The organism is Lysinibacillus sp. GW823-FHT06C08 (assembly GCF_058795135.1).
This window is the reverse complement of record NZ_JBXAHN010000009.1, coordinates 31076-48053: the sequence shown is the minus strand read 5'-3', so window position 1 is coordinate 48053 and position 16978 is coordinate 31076. Positions and strand designations below refer to the sequence as shown.

Sequence of the window (16978 nt, the reverse complement as noted above, 5' to 3'; positions counted from 1 at the left end):
GATAACGGCAATGGCAATGGCAATGGCAATGGCAATGGCAATGGCAATGGCAATGGCAATGGCAATGGCAATGGTAATGGTAATGGTAACGGCAATGGTAATGGTAATAAAAATAATACTGAAGTTATCATGCTTAAGGCATAATTTACCTCAATTCAAGCAAAAAGAGAAATTGCTCTGTGCAATTTCTCTTTTTGGCTGTTGTTATAAGGTCATTGATATTCTCGCCATTTTTGATAAAAAATCTGTACCTCTTTATCTATCATAAATAACATCATTTACATATGATGAGGATCTTCGTAACGCTGCCAAGTGTGGCTTTTATTTATGAACATTACTCAATAATACCTAATAACATCACTGATGCTAAAATTTATATTAAAGGTACGGCACATAAAGAAAAATTTTTACTTTTATTAAGCCTCTAATGATTTATAAATCTTTTTGACTCTTTTTAATTGTGGTGCTGTTAGGTATCTTTCTCTTTTTCGTAACACTTTCAATAATTCATTTTTATTTTCATCTGTTACGGCTAACAGCGTACTTTTCGAGTGCTGAGGAATTTCCTTTGGTCTGCAATTCTCAAGGTGATGAAGTAATATTGGAAAAATCACATCATTGTTTTCTTTACTGACAGCTGCTAGCTTCGCAAGAGTGAGGACACCTTTATCAATTGTAATAACTGAACCCACTTTCATCGCACTTTTTAATATAGCTAGATGAGCCATAATGGTTTCTGATGCTACCTCGGCAATCGTTGCCAATGCCATCATCCCGCCCCAGACCAAACGATTATTAGGGCTTTTTAGCAACTCTATAAAAGTCAGGACATACTTACTGATTAGTTCTGGTTTAACTTGCCCAATTTCGTACGCTACTTTCATACAATCGTATTGAATTTTTTTATCTTGGCACGTTAAATTTTCAATTATTTCTTCTATACCCGCATCATTTTCTTCATGAATCAATTTATGTGCCAGCTCTATATTTGGCTCTTCATCGTTTCGACCTAGTTGAGAAGCTAACAGATCCACAACTGACATGATTATCCCCCACTTACGAAATTTATTTAATGTAGAAACATTATCACATTTAGCTCTTAACAAATCAGCTATCTTCATTACGGAAATCGTCTCATTTAATAGTAGAAATATTATTGCAATATAAATGCCATGGACGAAATCAAATTAACATCTCCTTGTTCTTTTTCTCAAAAAAATCTATGTTACGATGATTCTACATTAACAACTAAGAACGCACACGGAGGATTAATACATGCTTAAAAAAATAATTTCAATTGTACCAGTTGCAATGCTTTCGGCAACTTTAGGTGCTAATGCTCAAGCTGCAACAATTAACGTACAAAAAGGTGATACTCTTTGGGATTTATCTCGTACACACCATACTTCTGTAGAAAATATTAAAACATTGAATCATATGACTACTAACCTTATTCACCCTGGTGATGTCCTTACCATTGCACAACAATATACCGTTAAGCAAGGAGATACACTATGGGACATAGCCCTAGATCATCAAGTCTCTGTTTCACAAATTAAAGAATGGAACCAATTACAGACGGACCTTATTCATCCCGGTTTACATCTATCCATTATCGATGGTACGAAAACGAGTAAGGCTGTAACTGACAAACCAATAAAGCCTGCAGCTCATGCAGCAAAGGAAACAACAACTTCAATAACAAATAATACAACTGCAGTAGAAAGTAAACCTGAAGAAACTGTTTCATCAACAAGTAATACAGCTCCAAAGGATAGTGCACCTGAAGCGACCGCTCCATCAACAAGTACTACCGCTTCAAAGGAGAATGCACCTGAAGCCAATAAAACTGCCTCAAAGGAAATTATAGTGGAAGCTTCAGCCTATACGGCTTCATGTGAGGGATGTTCCGGTATTACCGCTACTGGAATGAACCTTAAAGCCAACCCAAATGCGAAGGTCATCTCAGTTGACCCAGCTGTAATTCCATTGGGTAGTAAAGTTTATGTGGAAGGCTATGGTGAAGCAATTGCAGGGGATACTGGTGGTGCCATTAAAGGAAAACGAATTGATGTTTTTTTCCCTTCTCAACAAGATGCCATTAATTTTGGAGTAAAACAATTAAAGGTCACAATATTAGACTAACTTAACCATCCTAATAAACGACGGTGTAATTAATATGGCTACCGAGTCACAAGTCACAGTGAATGTTAAATTGTCAGAAGATGAGAAAGATGGGTATAAGTTATCCATTAACTTACAGATTAATCGTAAAAATATGGAATTAACTAATTGAAACATTAAACCACTAGAGAAATGGACCCTGAAGTATTGTTCTACAGGGTCTATATTTCGTTCATTTTATACATTACATCAAATAAAAAATGTTTAATACATTTCCCTTAAAACATAAGCCTCTCTATAAAAACTTAATACATATGACTTTTAACTATTTAATAGGTTTATATCTGCATATTGTTAAAAAAACGAATGGAGTTGATAGCTTGGGAAAGTTCTACCCAGAAAAACTATTCGTTCAATTCAGGAATGGTATGACTACAATGAAACCTGTCATTCCAAGACGTTACACACTTACTCACTCAGATGATACTGGCGATCTATTTTTAACGATAGGAAATGAGTTCGCTTGGGATAAAGTGAATACTAAGATGAGAGATGAGGTCTTAGGTGAATGGATTACTAATGGGGAATGCTTTTATTTCTATTTATATTTATATATAGAACAAGGAGAATACAATCAAAATGCATCTGCAAAACGCAATGAAATATTTAGGCGTGAGTTACCACTTGCACTAACAGCCATTCGATATGGCGATAGATCATTATTTGATCAATACCCTAAACTTGATCGGGCTAATATTATCGTTAACTTTCTATCTACTTATCCTCAATTTGCTAGGCAAGAGAATTGGGGTTCATTCAGTAGTTATAGCAATCATTGAAGAAAATTTGCTATATTGATTTCAACATGTCAGGTGGAAAAGTATCTAAACCTCGTATTATGAAACTGATAAGGAGATCCACTTCCACCAACACAAGAAAAAGGACATAAATGCAAAAAACAATGATAAATAAAATTAAACCACCTAAAATGCTGACATCCCAACTCTCTAGGTGGTCTTTTCGAAACCGCACTTACTTATGATACGGTTCACCCTTCATAATTCTAAAGCTTCGATAAACCTGCTCTACGAGTACGAGCTTCATGAGCTGGTGCGGTAAGGTCATTTTGCCGAAGGATTGTTGCTCGTCGGCTCTTTTTAGGACGTCTTCGTGTAGGCCTAGGGAGCCGCCGATGACGAAGGCAATTTTGCTTTTGCCGTAGGTCATGAGAGATTCAAGATCAGCAGCCATTTGTTCAGAGGTTTTCATTTTTCCATTGATAGCGAGGGCAATTACATACGTGTCTGCACTAATTTTGGCTAGTATCCGTTCTCCCTCTTTTTTCTTCACAATATCCATTTCAGCATCACTAAGTTGTTCGGGTGCTTTTTCGTCAGGTACCTCAATCAAATCCATTTTTGCATAGCCGCCTAGTCGTTTTACGTACTCATCAATCCCCATTTTTAAGTACTTTTCTTTTAACTTGCCGACTGATACAATCGTTATATTCACACGTTATCCACCTTTACAATTCATTTACAAACAAGTTATCCACAAAAGTTATCAACATATCCACATGTCATTGCTATATATTGTGTAAAGTTATTTACTTGATACAATATATTCTGCTGGCTGTTCACAGTAGCTACACTTTGTGGATAACTTTTTTTCCTCTTCGATTTTATCCATAATTGGGAACACTTTTTGCTCAGCTACAAACATGTCTAAAGCGTGTTCTATATGGCTTTCACAGCTGTATTTTTCCATTTTTTGATGTCTCCTTATTTTCCGAAATTTCCACAAACTTATTCACATTTCGGTGTATGTTATCCACAACCTATTGTATCAAAGGAATAGCATGTATGGAAGAAGTACCTTTCCTCACTGTTTATTGTATAAAGTCAGTATTCATAATTTTCTAGTTATCCACAATATTTTATTAAAGGACTCTCCATCTCCACAAAAAAGCAGCGGAGATTTTACAATCCCCACTGCTATTCACTCTTTTTACAATGAATTACCGTTTGTTAATGTAAGTGTAAGTTCTACCAATTTACCTTGGCGATAAACTTTTAATGTTAATTGATCACCGATTTTTTTCTCATTATATAGATGTTTACGTAAATCAATGGCTGTTTCTATTTTTTGACCATCCATTTCCACAATAACATCATATTGTTGGACTCCTGCTTTTGATGCTGGTGAGTTATTCATTACATCTGTAATCACAACTCCTGTTGTCACCTCAGCTGGTAATTTTAATGTTTGTTGTTGGTAGAAGGCTGGAACATCTGTTAAGTCAGCTAATGAAATTCCCATTGTTGGACGTTTCATTTCACCATTTTTCTCTAGCTCCTCAATAATTGGAATGGCTGAATTAATTGGAATAGAGAATCCTAAACCTTCCACTGAGGATTCTGCAATTTTCATGGAGTTAATCCCTATTAACTCTCCAGCTAAATTGACAAGTGCCCCTCCGCTATTCCCTGGATTAATGGCTGCATCCGTTTGTAATACTTCTTGCTGCCAGTCTTCTGTTCCATCACCGTTTAAGTCTACGGGTACAGAACGATCCTTACCTGAAACAACCCCTGTTGTCACAGAGCCATAGAAATCTAAGCCAAGTGGATTACCTATTGCTATAACTGTTTCACCTTGTTTTAACACATCGGAGTTACCAAATGTCGCTACTGTTTTGACATTTTTTGAGCTAATTGAAATAACGGCAAGATCTGTCCAAACATCATGGCCCACTAGTTCGGCTTGCTCTTTTGTTCCATCAGGCATTGTGACCTCTAATTGTTTAGCCCCTTCAATAACGTGATTATTTGTTACGATAAAGGCTTTGTCACCTTCAATTTTATATACAACACCTGAACCGCTTCCCGCTTCTTTTGTTGTTGTTGATTGCTGACTCCAAAATCCTCCGCTTGTTACTTCCTGAATGTTAGTAATACCTACAACGGCTGGAGAAGCTTTATCAACTGCTTTTGTAACATCCGTCGTTACCTCCGTGGCAACTTGATCAATGGTCGTATCATTTTTCCCTGTATTACTTGATGTTGTACCAGGCATTTGATTAACCAGACCAGGCAACATCAGCCAAACAAGTAAGGCACCAATAATGACGCCGACCAAGCCACTAAAGAAATAGCCACCTTTTCCTCCGCCTCCACCTTTCTTTTTATGACGCTTGGCCTGCATTTCTTGCTCCTCGCGCTCTAGTCTTTCTTGAAGAGGTGATTTCGGTATTTCATCATTTTTTAGGAAATCACTGTTTTTATCATCATCTTGAAAGTAACTCATGTTCCTCATCCTTTCCTTTACTGCTTTTGTTAATTGTTACCCTAATCTTACGATTCAAACATTAAAATCAGATGAAAAACAAATAAAATGGACATAAAAATAGCTGCCCAACGCATTTATTAAAATGCGTCGAACAGCTTTAAGTTTTACCTAAATAACGAGTGGTTAAACCGTTACTAATTTTGTTGGCTCCTCTGCATCGGTATCAAAAAGATGAACATGCTCACCAACCATAATGCCACAGGACTGTAAGGTTTGTGACACGCTCATGCGCGCCAGCTCTTTCATATTATTATCCTTACTTAAATGCGAAAGATAGATATTGGTCGTCTTATCAAATACAACCTCACTCATTGCAATCGCTGCATCCTCATTGGACACATGTCCTACATCGCTTAAAATACGGCGTTTAATGGACCAGGGATAACGTCCCATTTGAAGCATATTAACATCATGATTACTTTCAAAAACGAAGGAATCTGCTCCACGTATAATACCCTTCATACGATCACTGACATACCCTGTATCTGTAATAATAACAAGCTTGCGACTACCCTCATGGAATGTATAGAACATTGGATCTGCTGCATCATGTGAAACAGCAAAAGATTCAACGGCTAAAGAACCAAAATGCTTCACTGTATCCATGTCAAATTCAAAACGTTGCTCCACAGGAATATCACCAACTAGCCCGTCCATTGCCTGCCATGTTTTGGCGTTTGCATAAATCGGTACATTATATTTTCGTGCCAGTACACCTATCCCTTTAATATGATCACTATGCTCGTGTGTGACGAAAATTCCACTAAGCTTCTTCATATTACGATCGATTTTTGTAAATAGCTGCTCCATCTTTTTCCCACTAAGACCAGCATCAACGATAAAGGCATAATCGTCATTCTCTACATAAATCGAATTCCCTGTACTGCCACTTGCTAAAACACTAAATCGCATTATTCAACTCCCCAGTCTTCTTCTTCGCCCTCTTGCTTGTCCTCCTGGATTTCAATGACTTTGCCTTCTACTGCATTGACAAAATACTCTTCTGTTTCTCCATCCGATAATTTCACTCGTACTTCCCATGTTGGCACTAATACCTGAGTACGAGTCAATTTAACAAGTGTTGAGTAACCTAACTTCATTTGCGTAATACGTGAGTCTGGCTTGAGCGGTCCTTTTGCATATAAAGTTTGAATAATTTGAAGGGGAGGAATGACAGTTTCCTGTTGTTCCATTTCTTCAATATTATCAATCATTGTTTGCTCATACATAGTTACTTCATTATTGGTATTCCATTTAATTTTTAATGAACCATTGTAATAGAACATCCGGTTATTAGTCTTCTGGAAAAAAATTGCGATTCGTTCTTCGCGATCTACTTTCCATAAGGCATACGATGCTCCTTCATTTACGTTTGCAACAGCAAAATCCGTAAAGCTTGCATCATCACTCACATTCCGTAATTTAACAGGCTTTAAGAAAATAGCACGAACTTTAGTATTCGTATTATCCCTAAATGTAATTTGTTGGTTACTATTACTAAATTCATCTGTGGTGAATTTATGCACTTGAGCTGTCATATACGAAGCAAACTCAATATTATTTGGTAAGGAGCCATACGTTATATTATCATCTTTTAAACGAGCTTCAATTGTTTTTTCACCCGGAACCTCAATATCTTTCGCCTCATTATAGCGATTTACATAAAGGGAATATAAGAAGATGTTTAGAATTAAAAAAACGAATATAAAAATAGATTTCGTTCTATTCCAATCCATTTTTAACACCTCCTAAAACTTCAGGAGTTAGTTTAATCCAAGATCCATTACGGATGACAAACCAACAAGGTTCAAATGTAAATATATTTAGTTCTTGATTTTGTGTTAAATAATAACCTAAAACAATTTCATCGATATCTGCTAGGGCAATATTATTCCCAACTTTTAATCTCTCAGCAATATCTGCTCCCGATGATAATTCTTTGATTTCCTTTTCTGCTTCAATATCCATATCTAATGAGAAGTATGGACGCTTATAATGGAAAATCCGGCTATCTCCCCAAATTGTCGTCATTCGGGTAATGACATGATTGCTATAGACAGGTAAACCTTGCAAATATAATTGATAATCCATTTGATTTTTATTTGTATTCGTTGAAGCATAACGGAAATCGGCAGTATATCCACCATGCTCGTTGATAAATTCAAAGCTATCTTTTAGCAATTTTGAAGGCTCAATTCTAATACTGCTTTCTGCAGCTGGATAAACATAGTTTAATGATTTTAGATTTGTATCTAATGTCATTAATGACATACCATCTGTATATTTTTCAGAAGATGCACTTTCAACATTGCGTCGCACTATATTTGGATCTGTAAATAACACATTTTTAAATAATTCTGGTGTGATTTCTTCAATATAGTACGTAAATTTTACAGATTCCATTTTATTGTTATCTACATAAAGCGATGTCTGATTTTCTCGCTCAATTTCTTTAAACGTGCCATATTTTTTTGCAGGCTCTATGACTTCCTGTATAAATTGGTTCATGTTTGGCACGCTTACATGTGAGCGGAATAATGATTGATTATTACTACTAATGTAATAAACCATTAACTCTTTGGTGCTTGAATTACTCCAGTCAATAATCATACGATTGAAGGTTGTTTCTGGTAACTCTTTATCAGCAAATTGAAAAATGGTGTTAAAGGATGAAAATGGAACCTCACCAGTGAAAAAAATCGTCATTCGATGGTCTGCGCCAATAATTTGATTTACATAGTTTGGCGAAAGATTGTTGTTAACAGGCTCTAAATCTAGAACGTTCCAGCCTTTAAATGTTTTCATCAAACTCTTCATGGCATTATTAGATACTGTGCCTGTAAAACCCTCATCAAAACGGAAAATAGCCTTGTATGGACGAATAATATCCTCCATTTCCTTTTGCGGCTTAATTAAAATTTCCTTCCGCTCCGTATTTTCAATATATTTATAATCTGGTGTGTAAGTCCAAATCAAAAAAGTTAGAATCACACTTAGCATGACAAGTAGAAATAAAACAACAGATTTAACTGGCTCTATATATTTCATTCCCACTCACCTGCCTCACCAAATTCATCTGCATCATATGGTAATGTGAAGAAAATTGTCGTGCCTTGCCCTTCCTCACTCTCTGCCCAAATCTTTCCGCCATGCGCTTCAATCATTTCCCGCGCAATAGCAAGCCCCAAGCCTGTTCCTCCCATGGAACGAGCACGGGCCCGATCGACACGATAGAAGCGATCAAAAATGCGGCCTACATTTTCTTTAGGAATCCCCATGCCATCATCTGAAATCATGACTTTTAGCATGTCACCTTGCCCTGTGAAGCCAAAGCGAATATTTCCGCCATCTGGAGAATATTTGATGGCATTCGAAATGATATTATCAATGACCTGTGTCACCTTATCCGTATCAATTTCTACATAAAAGGAGGTTTCAGGGAATAATCGTGCAAACTGTACTTTATCAGACTTAGACATTTCAAATCGATCGATAATTCGGTTAAAGAATGAATTAAATAAGACAATATCTTTGTTTAACTCATAGTCTGAACTATCCATTCGTGATAATTGCAATAAATCATTGACTAGTCGAATCATACGTTCTGTTTCAGTTTGCGTTACGTTTAAAAATGTAGGAGCAATATTTTCATCCTTCCATGCCCCATCCGCTAGTGCCTCTAAATAACTACGCATAGTTGTTAATGGCGTTCTTAATTCATGGGATACATTCGATACAAACTCGCGACGATCCATTTCTATCTTTTCCTGCTCTGTTATATCGTGTAATACAGTAATAAGACCATTAATAAAGCCTGTCTCTTTTTGAATAACCGAGAAATTGGCACGTAATATATAAGGTGCATCTGATGTACTGAAATTTAAATTAATAGCATCACTCATATGAATTAAATCTTCAAAGCTATATTCCTGATCAATCCCCAATACCGAGGCAATGGGACGACCTAGTGTAATATCCCTTGAAATATGCAGTAACTCCAACGCAGGGTCATTAATTAATATAATACGTCCCTTACGATCTGTCGCAATAACGCCATCTGTCATATTACTAAGGACTGAATCTAGCTTTCGCCGCTCCGCATCAGTAGTGGATTGTGCCTCTTGCAAACGATTGGTTAAATGATTAAAGGTAACGGCAAGCTGACCTATTTCATCTGTACCGTATACCCTTACTTTGCGAGAATAGTTGCCCTTTGCCATCGCTTGAGCTTGCTTTCGCATATCAGCAATTGGTTGTGTAATTGTTCGAGCAACGAGAATACCTAAAAAGATAGTAAAGACTAACGACATAGCTGTGCCGCCAAGGAAAATACGGTTAATTTCGTTCATTTGTTCAAAAACGGACTCAATATTCGCTTCAATATATAGAACGCCTATAATTTCATCATCCGGCCCTGCACCAGCTCGAATCGGGTTCGCTAATACCCATACTCGATTCCTCGTTTTGTTATCGAGTTTTATAATATCAAAGAGCGTTTCAGCAGATATCGCACGACGCACAAGGTCTGTGTTAGAGCGTTGTCCTATTAAATTTTGATTCTCGAGCTCAGATGTCGCAAGTATTCTTTGTCTATCATCAATGACACGAATTTCTAAAATATCACCATTGGAAACGTCTCTTAAACCAGTTGAAAACTCCGTAACGATTGACTTCAAGCTTTCCTCTAGTTTAGGCATGCTTTCGTCACGTTCCTTTAAAATTTCCTCACGAAGACTATATTGCATCAGGTCAACTCGCTGAAAAATAGAATCTTGGAAGTTGCTCTTCAAATTTTGTTCTAACTGGCGGGCAAAATAAATACCGATAATTTGTAAAGCAAGCAATATTAATAAAATATAAATCAGCACTAGTTTGACATGAATGGATTTAAAGAAGCTCACTTTCTGCATTCCTATTACTCCTGTTCAGGATTTCGTAAATAATAACCTACACCACGTCTTGTGACAATCCAAGCAGGGTGACTAGGATTATCCTCGATTTTTTCACGTAAACGACGAATTGTTACGTCAACAGTACGAACATCTCCAAAGTAGTCATAGCCCCATACCGTTTGTAAAAGATGTTCACGTGTCATTACTTGTCCAATATGTTTACCTAAATAATGTAGTAGCTCAAATTCTCGATGAGTAAGCTCAATAGCCTCATCACGCTTCATTACTAAATAAGCATCTGGCTGGATAACAAGGGAACCTACAACAATTTCGTTTGATTCCTCTTCTGCTTCTTCTGCTGCAGGTGCAGCAACCTGTAAACGTCGCATATTTGCCTTTACACGAGCAATAAGCTCTCGTGTACTGAATGGCTTAGTGACATAATCATCTGCGCCCATTTCTAAGCCTAATACTTTATCAATCTCAGAGCCTTTAGCCGTCAGCATTATAATAGGGAAATCATATTTTTTCCGTATCTCTCTACATACTTCCATACCATCGCGCTTTGGTAGCATGATATCTAGTAGCATTAAATCTGGTTGCTCTTCCTCAACCTTCTTTAGTGCCTCATCACCATCATACGCACATATCACTTTATATCCTTCTTTTATTAAATTAAATTGCAGAATATCTGCGATTGGTTTTTCATCATCAACAACTAAAATTGTTTTGTTCATTCATTCTCTCCCTTTCGTTTTTTATCTATTCTTAAACATGTTGTATTTGTAAGTTCACTACTCTTAACTCTATCATGCTTTCAGTTTCCTTGCATTAATCGTTCATCAATCACTTTAAATACTTTGACAAAATGGGCTATATTTCAACAAGTATTTCTCGGGAAATAATAGAAAAGACAGCCCACTATTTGGACTGTCTACTATTCAAAATGATTATCGGCCTACATATGATAACGGATTAACTAATGAACCGTTCTTTTCAACTTCAAAGTGTAAATGTGTGCCTGTCGAATTTCCAGTAGAACCCATAATACCGATAACAGAGCCCTTTTCCACTACTTGTCCTACTTCAACATTAATAGAAGATAGATGTCCATAAAGCGTTGTATAACCATTATTGTGATTAATTACAATGCGATTACCATAAGTACCAGACGTACCAGCTGCACTAACTACACCATTATCGGCCGCCAAAATATTATAATTACTTGGACGAGCAATGTCGATTCCACGGTGGAAGGCGCCCCAACGTTCGCCCATACCGCTTGAGATATAGCCTCCTACAGCTGGCCATGAAAATTCACCTGTGCCACGTGAAGAGATTACCTTTGTCCCAACTACTTCAATTTGTTCCACTGGTTCTTGGGTAACTTTTTCTTCTAATGCAACTTTTGCTGTTTGTTTACCATTTACAGACGTTAGGGCGTATGTTGTTTCTTTTTTACCATTAGCGCCTTCTTGCTTGATGACCTTTTCACCTTTATACATAGTAGGATCTTCTTCCACTACTTTTTTGAATGGAATCACATCTGCTACTTTCTTTTTCTTTTTAACCTCAAGATTTACAAATGGCTTTGCAACCGTTACATTCAATTCCTGTCCAACTTGTAAAACAGTATCAACTGTTACATCAGGGTTTAAATCTAGCAGCTCACTCGTTGTTAAATTATGTTTTTTTGCGACAGAACCTAATACATCACCTGATTGAATTTTATAGCTATCTTGTTCAAGGTAGCCTGTCATTAAATAGTTTACGGCTTGCTCAGGTGTTAAGATTTGAGTTGGTGTAACTTTTTGAGATATTCCTGAAACATCCTGTTTAAATGAAATATCTAAAAGTCGTGATTCGCCTGCTTGTAATTCTGGTAAATTAATTGTAGATTGTTGGTTTTTCGCTAATTTATCTAATTCTGGCTGAGAAATATATTGTAGCTTCAACAGTTGAACCGTTTTTTCATAGGCTTCCGTATTTTTTAATGATACGACTGGCTTATGATTTACTAGTAATGTAAAAGCATCCGATTTCGCTACTAAAGATTGCTTAAGTTTGGATAATGTTTCTGCATCTTTTGTTTCATTCGTAAAAACTTGTTCTGGGATTATTTTAACAGATGAGCTAGCATCCATAGATAACTCTTTGAATTGCTGACTTGCTTCTTTTTCTTTTGATGTAATAACTTCTTGAATAGCTTTCTCGTCAGATACTGCACCAATATAATCATTTCCCACATAGACATGGTATATTTTATTTAAATTTTCTTTCGTATGTTCTTTAGCAAAACCCATATTTATCGTTAGGCTCGTCATTAAAACTGCCATGATCGAAACCTTTTTAAAAGAAGAAAAATTGTAGGTGAATCTATTGTTTTCTTCTTTTTTATTCCAAAACGAATTCATCAATAAAGCCCCTTCCAACTTTCCCTTGTAATAGGATGATTTACCCACAAGGAATTTTTGCACCCTTATAATGTATCATAAAGAAAATAGCGTTTGAATGATTTCACTCTTTTGTAATGTAAATGTATTATTTATCTACTAATTGTTACATAGAATATATTTTATATAGTTGATAAATACTGTATTTTTATTCATAAAATGGGTATGGAACAACGTTATTTACCGTATTAAAAACCATATACTTAGCCATTGGTATAGTATTCTATTATTTTTTTCAAGTGAATTTAGGCATAATACTTTTTACTTTTTTAATATTCCGATAAAATATAAAGGAAGGCACATTATGGATTGGAGCGATTAAATTGAGTGATTCACAGACCTCTGATATGGCAGCAAAAATGTTGCGGCATCAGAAAAGTAACATGCGTAAAACATTTCTAAGGATTATTATGGTGCCGTTAGGTGCAATCATTATGGCTTTGGGCTTAGAGTTATTTTTAGTACCCAACCACATTATGGATGGAGGCATCGTAGGTGTTTCCATTATTACATCTCATTTATTAAATTTACCCCTTGGTATCTTCATCTTCATTTTAAACTTACCTTTTATTTTTTTAGGCTACAAACAAATTGGTAAAACCTTCGCGCTGTCCACAGGGCTAGGTATTACTGTACTCTCTACTGCAACTCTTGCTTTACATAACCTACATCCATTTACGGAAGATACATTATTGGCCACAGTTTTTGGTGGGATGATTTTAGGAGTTGGTGTCGGTATTGTCATTCGTTATGGCGGTTCTTTAGACGGAACTGAAATATTGGCAATTTTATTTAATAGTAAAACTCCTTTTTCAGTTGGAGAAATCATTATGTTCTTCAACATTATTATTTTTGCAGTAGCAGGATTTGTATTTAACTGGGAACAAGCTATGTACTCCATCATTGCATATTATATTGCTTATAAAATGATTGATATTGTAATTCAAGGGTTGGAAGAATCAAAATCAGTTTATATCATAAGTGATGCTATTGATGAAATTGGACAAACCATTATGGATCGACTTGGTCGTGGTGTCACTTTCCTTCATGGTGAAGGGGCTTATACAGGAAATGATAAAAAGGTCATCTTTACTGTTATTACTCGCTTGGAAGAATCGAAGCTGAAAACCATTGTTGCGGATATCGATGACAATGCATTTTTAGCCATTGGTAATATAGCCGAGGTAAAAGGTGGTCGTTTCAAGAAGAAGGATATTCACTAAGAAAAGGGCGTACCATCTATGGCACGCCCTTTTTATTGTATTTATTTTATTAGGCTTCCCAAACATCTACTAATACGTTTGTTTGCTCACGAGCAGGACCAACTGAGAAAGTAGCAATTTGAATACCTGTTAATTCACTAACACGCTCTACATAGCGTCGTGCATTTTCAGGTAGCTCTTCTAAAGTACGGCATGCTGTAACGTCCTCAGACCAGCCTGGAAGCTCTTCATAGATTGGTTCACATTGTTCAATAATATGAAGATTTGCTGGGTATTCTGTAATTGTTTCACCTTTATAGTTATAGGCTGTACAGATTTTTACTGTCTCTAAACCAGATAAAACATCAATTGAGTTAAGTGCTAGATGCGTAATACCACTTACGCGACGTGAGTGACGAACAACTACCGTATCGAACCAACCTACACGACGTGGACGGCCTGTTGTTGTACCATATTCACGACCAACTTCACGAATTTGCTGACCTACTTCATCAAATAATTCTGTAGGGAATGGACCATCACCTACACGAGATGTATAAGCTTTAGATACTCCAATAACGCTTGTTACAAGTGAAGGACCAACACCAGCACCAATTGCTACACCGCCTGCAACAGGATTTGAAGATGTAACATATGGATACGTACCTTGATCGACATCAAGCAAAATACCTTGAGCGCCTTCAAATAATACTTTACCGCCTTCATCAAGTACATCATTCAAAATTTTAGATGTATCTGTCACATATTTTGCGATTTCTTGGCCATAACCATAGTATTCCTCAAAAATCTCTTCGAAAGTAACACCTTCGACTTCATAGAATTTCTCGAATAATTTATTTTTAATGGCTAAATTATGACGTAGTTTTTCTTCAAAAATATCCTTATCAAGTAAATCAGCCATACGGATACCAATACGAGCTACTTTATCTTGATAGCATGGTCCAATCCCTTTACAAGTTGTCCCAATTTTATTATCTCCGCGGCTTTCTTCATCCGCAATATCTTGCTTTATATGATACGGCAGAATAACATGTGCACGATTAGAAATACGTAAATTATCTGTATTAATGCCACGCTCTTGTAAGCCTTTTAGTTCTGTTACTATTGATTTTGGATTGACAACTAATCCATTGCCAATAACTGAAGTTTTTTCTTTATAGAAGATACCTGATGGAATTAAATGTAGTTTATATGTTTCACCATCTATTTTAATGGTATGTCCTGCATTATCTCCACCTGCAAAACGAGCGATTGCATCGGCTTTTTGCGAAAGGAAATCCGTAATTTTACCTTTTCCTTCGTCTCCCCACTGTGTTCCTACAACTACTACTGATGTCATAATCAGCACCTCCGTTAGATACCTGTGTATCTCAATTTTTTAGCCTCAATCATTGTAACAATGATAGAAACACCTCGTCAATAAAAAAAGTGTAAAAAACACGAACATAAAATCAAAAAATCTGATTCAACGTTCGTGTTTAATAACAGAATGGTATGAATATTATCGAACATTCAGATTAATTCAGTCTAAGGTTAATTTGTAGAGGCAATTTATCTGAATGACGCACATGATTAATCACGTGACGGTGGCGGTGGCATTTGTGACCAATCCACATTAATGAATTTATTGAACTCTTTTTTAAAGGCAAGTGTAACTGTCCCCGTCGGACCATTACGTTGCTTTGCAATAATAATTTCGATCATATTTTTACTTTCAGACTCTTTATCGTAATAGTCATCACGGTATAAAAAGGCTACAATATCAGCATCTTGCTCAATACTTCCCGATTCACGTAAGTCACTCATCATCGGACGTTTATCTTGTCTTTGCTCCACTCCACGAGATAGCTGCGATAAGGCAATAACAGGCACCTTTAATTCACGTGCTAGTCCTTTTAGCGATCGTGAAATCTCCGATACCTCTTGTTGACGGTTCTCGCCTGGCTTCCCACTACCTTGAATAAGCTGTAAATAATCAATCAGGATCATTCCAAGCCCATTTTCTTGAGCTAAACGTCGACATTTTGCACGAATCTCATTAATACGTACACCCGGTGTATCATCAATAAAGATCCCTGAATTCGATAAACTCCCCATTGCCATAGTTAGTTTACCCCAATCTTCCGTAGTTAAAGCACCTGTACGTAAAACTTGTGCATCAATATTTCCTTCTGCACATAGCATACGCATGACAAGTTGCTCTGCACCCATCTCTAAAGAGAAGATTGCAACATTCTCTCGTGCCTGTACGGCAACACTTTGCGCAACATTCAAGGCAAAGGCAGTTTTCCCTACGGATGGACGGGCAGCTACAATAATTAAATCATTGCGTTGGAAGCCAGCAGTAATGTTATCCAAATCACGGAAGCCTGTCGGTATCCCCGTTACATCTCCCTTTTGTGATTGAAGCTGCTCAATGTTATCGAAGGTTTCCACTAGCACGTCTTTCACATGCTTAAAGTCCCCCGCATTCTTCCTATTGGCAACCTCCATCATTTTTTTCTCTGCTTCGCCTAGTAATGCCTCTACTTCGTCTTCTCGTGTGTAGCCATCCTCAACAATTTTAGTAGCAACACGAATTAAGCGACGTAATAGTGCCTTTTCCTCAACGATCTTAGCATAGTGAGCGACGTTGGCAGCTGTAGGGACAGCATTGGCGAGCTCTAGTAAATAGGATAGCCCGCCAACGTCTTCAATCTCTTTTTTAGCTGATAATTCTTCTGTAACTGTAACAACATCTATCGCTTTTCCTTGATCGCTTAACCGCAGCATTGTTTCAAAAATCTTCTTGTGGGCGTTTAAATAAAAATCATCTGCCAATAAAATTTCCGATGCTGTGATTAAAGATTGTGGCTCAAGGAAAATTGCACCGATAACCGATTGCTCCGCCTCCCGGTTATGCGGTGGAACGCGGTCCATCATCGGTTCGTTCATGGAT

16 protein-coding genes are annotated in these 16978 nt (G+C 36.8%); 4 read left to right on the top strand and 12 right to left on the bottom strand.

The genetic code is table 11. The features are described from left to right. A partial coding sequence (locus tag AC1Q6O_RS18560; protein WP_492401944.1) for a hypothetical protein occupies positions 1-268 on the top strand: 268 nt, incomplete at its 5' end. Positions 269-416: 148 nt separating this feature from the next. Here AC1Q6O_RS18560 and AC1Q6O_RS18555 read toward each other — a convergent pair. After that, positions 417-1043, bottom strand: a complete 627-nt coding sequence (locus tag AC1Q6O_RS18555; protein ID WP_239355227.1) for a hypothetical protein — start codon at positions 1041-1043, stop codon at positions 417-419. A gap of 232 nt (positions 1044-1275) precedes the next feature. On the opposite strand from AC1Q6O_RS18555, the gene AC1Q6O_RS18550 reads away from it, so the two are divergent. Together AC1Q6O_RS18550 and AC1Q6O_RS18545 are read left to right on the top strand one after the other, a co-directional pair. Next, positions 1276-2145 (top strand): LysM peptidoglycan-binding and 3D domain-containing protein, encoded by an 870-nt coding sequence (locus tag AC1Q6O_RS18550; RefSeq protein WP_346037479.1) that lies wholly within the window; start codon positions 1276-1278, stop codon positions 2143-2145. A gap of 359 nt (positions 2146-2504) precedes the next feature. Then, on the top strand, positions 2505-2963 hold the full coding sequence (locus AC1Q6O_RS18545) for a staygreen family protein (protein ID WP_090002669.1): 459 nt from the start codon (positions 2505-2507) through the stop codon (positions 2961-2963). A gap of 193 nt (positions 2964-3156) precedes the next feature. Here the strand turns inward: AC1Q6O_RS18545 and rlmH are convergent, their stop codons facing one another. The 9 genes from rlmH to AC1Q6O_RS18500 all read right to left on the bottom strand — a co-directional run bounded on the left by rlmH (position 3157) and on the right by AC1Q6O_RS18500 (position 12778). Further along, positions 3157-3636 (bottom strand): 23S rRNA (pseudouridine(1915)-N(3))-methyltransferase RlmH, encoded by a 480-nt coding sequence (rlmH, locus tag AC1Q6O_RS18540; RefSeq protein ID WP_008177921.1) that lies wholly within the window; start codon positions 3634-3636, stop codon positions 3157-3159. Positions 3637-3726: 90 nt separating this feature from the next. Then, the gene (locus AC1Q6O_RS18535) at positions 3727-3891 is read right to left on the bottom strand and encodes a CxxH/CxxC protein (RefSeq protein WP_008177923.1); all 165 of its coding nucleotides are present in this window, start codon (positions 3889-3891) and stop codon (positions 3727-3729) included. Between the two features lie 240 nt (positions 3892-4131). Further along, positions 4132-5430, bottom strand: a complete 1299-nt coding sequence (locus AC1Q6O_RS18530; RefSeq protein WP_008177925.1) for a S1C family serine protease — start codon at positions 5428-5430, stop codon at positions 4132-4134. A 165-nt stretch (positions 5431-5595) separates the two neighbouring features. Then, positions 5596-6384, bottom strand: a complete 789-nt coding sequence (locus AC1Q6O_RS18525; protein WP_008177927.1) for an MBL fold metallo-hydrolase — start codon at positions 6382-6384, stop codon at positions 5596-5598. Next, positions 6384-7208, bottom strand: coding sequence for a two-component system regulatory protein YycI (locus AC1Q6O_RS18520; protein WP_008177929.1), 825 nt, complete (start codon positions 7206-7208; stop codon positions 6384-6386). Before AC1Q6O_RS18520 ends, AC1Q6O_RS18525 begins: the two co-directional genes overlap by 1 nt. After that, a complete protein-coding gene (locus AC1Q6O_RS18515) occupies positions 7195-8520 on the bottom strand; it encodes a YycH family regulatory protein (RefSeq protein WP_008177930.1) in 1326 nt (441 codons plus the stop codon). The genes AC1Q6O_RS18520 and AC1Q6O_RS18515 overlap by 14 nt, the downstream gene beginning before the upstream one ends. Beyond that, complete coding sequence (gene walK, locus AC1Q6O_RS18510; RefSeq protein ID WP_008177932.1) at positions 8517-10382, bottom strand: cell wall metabolism sensor histidine kinase WalK; 1866 nt, start codon at positions 10380-10382, stop codon at positions 8517-8519. Before walK ends, AC1Q6O_RS18515 begins: the two co-directional genes overlap by 4 nt. A 5-nt stretch (positions 10383-10387) precedes the next feature. Next, positions 10388-11101 carry a response regulator YycF gene (gene yycF, locus AC1Q6O_RS18505; protein ID WP_008177934.1) on the bottom strand — a complete coding sequence of 238 codons (714 nt, stop codon included), beginning with the start codon at positions 11099-11101 and terminating at the stop codon, positions 10388-10390. A 213-nt stretch (positions 11102-11314) separates the two neighbouring features. Continuing rightward, on the bottom strand, positions 11315-12778 hold the full coding sequence (locus AC1Q6O_RS18500; protein ID WP_090002671.1) for a M23 family metallopeptidase: 1464 nt from the start codon (positions 12776-12778) through the stop codon (positions 11315-11317). A 398-nt stretch (positions 12779-13176) separates the two neighbouring features. Between AC1Q6O_RS18500 and AC1Q6O_RS18495 the strand changes: the two genes are divergently transcribed. Further along, the gene (locus AC1Q6O_RS18495; protein WP_164908776.1) at positions 13177-14040 is read left to right on the top strand and encodes a YitT family protein; all 864 of its coding nucleotides are present in this window, start codon (positions 13177-13179) and stop codon (positions 14038-14040) included. A 49-nt stretch (positions 14041-14089) separates the two neighbouring features. Here AC1Q6O_RS18495 and AC1Q6O_RS18490 read toward each other — a convergent pair whose 3' ends face one another. Continuing rightward, positions 14090-15379, bottom strand: coding sequence for an adenylosuccinate synthase (locus AC1Q6O_RS18490; RefSeq protein ID WP_008177939.1), 1290 nt, complete (start codon positions 15377-15379; stop codon positions 14090-14092). Positions 15380-15612: 233 nt separating this feature from the next. Beyond that, the gene (dnaB, locus tag AC1Q6O_RS18485) at positions 15613-16974 is read right to left on the bottom strand and encodes a replicative DNA helicase (RefSeq protein WP_008177941.1); all 1362 of its coding nucleotides are present in this window, start codon (positions 16972-16974) and stop codon (positions 15613-15615) included. Positions 16975-16978 lie beyond the last annotated feature (4 nt).

Coding starts and splice junctions, on each gene's coding strand:
- walK (WP_008177932.1), bottom strand. CDS start 10,382: ATGCAGAAAGTGAGCTTCTTTAAATCCATTCATGTCAAACTAGTGCTG.
- AC1Q6O_RS18530 (WP_008177925.1), bottom strand. CDS start 5,430: ATGAGTTACTTTCAAGATGATGATAAAAACAGTGATTTCCTAAAAAAT.
- AC1Q6O_RS18525 (WP_008177927.1), bottom strand. CDS start 6,384: ATGCGATTTAGTGTTTTAGCAAGTGGCAGTACAGGGAATTCGATTTAT.
- AC1Q6O_RS18515 (WP_008177930.1), bottom strand. CDS start 8,520: ATGAAATATATAGAGCCAGTTAAATCTGTTGTTTTATTTCTACTTGTC.
- AC1Q6O_RS18555 (WP_239355227.1), bottom strand. CDS start 1,043: ATGTCAGTTGTGGATCTGTTAGCTTCTCAACTAGGTCGAAACGATGAA.
- AC1Q6O_RS18500 (WP_090002671.1), bottom strand. CDS start 12,778: ATGAATTCGTTTTGGAATAAAAAAGAAGAAAACAATAGATTCACCTAC.
- yycF (WP_008177934.1), bottom strand. CDS start 11,101: ATGAACAAAACAATTTTAGTTGTTGATGATGAAAAACCAATCGCAGAT.
- dnaB (WP_008177941.1), bottom strand. CDS start 16,974: ATGAACGAACCGATGATGGACCGCGTTCCACCGCATAACCGGGAGGCG.
- AC1Q6O_RS18550 (WP_346037479.1), top strand. CDS start 1,276: ATGCTTAAAAAAATAATTTCAATTGTACCAGTTGCAATGCTTTCGGCA.
- AC1Q6O_RS18490 (WP_008177939.1), bottom strand. CDS start 15,379: ATGACATCAGTAGTAGTTGTAGGAACACAGTGGGGAGACGAAGGAAAA.
- AC1Q6O_RS18520 (WP_008177929.1), bottom strand. CDS start 7,208: ATGGATTGGAATAGAACGAAATCTATTTTTATATTCGTTTTTTTAATT.
- AC1Q6O_RS18495 (WP_164908776.1), top strand. CDS start 13,177: ATGTTGCGGCATCAGAAAAGTAACATGCGTAAAACATTTCTAAGGATT.
- AC1Q6O_RS18535 (WP_008177923.1), bottom strand. CDS start 3,891: ATGGAAAAATACAGCTGTGAAAGCCATATAGAACACGCTTTAGACATG.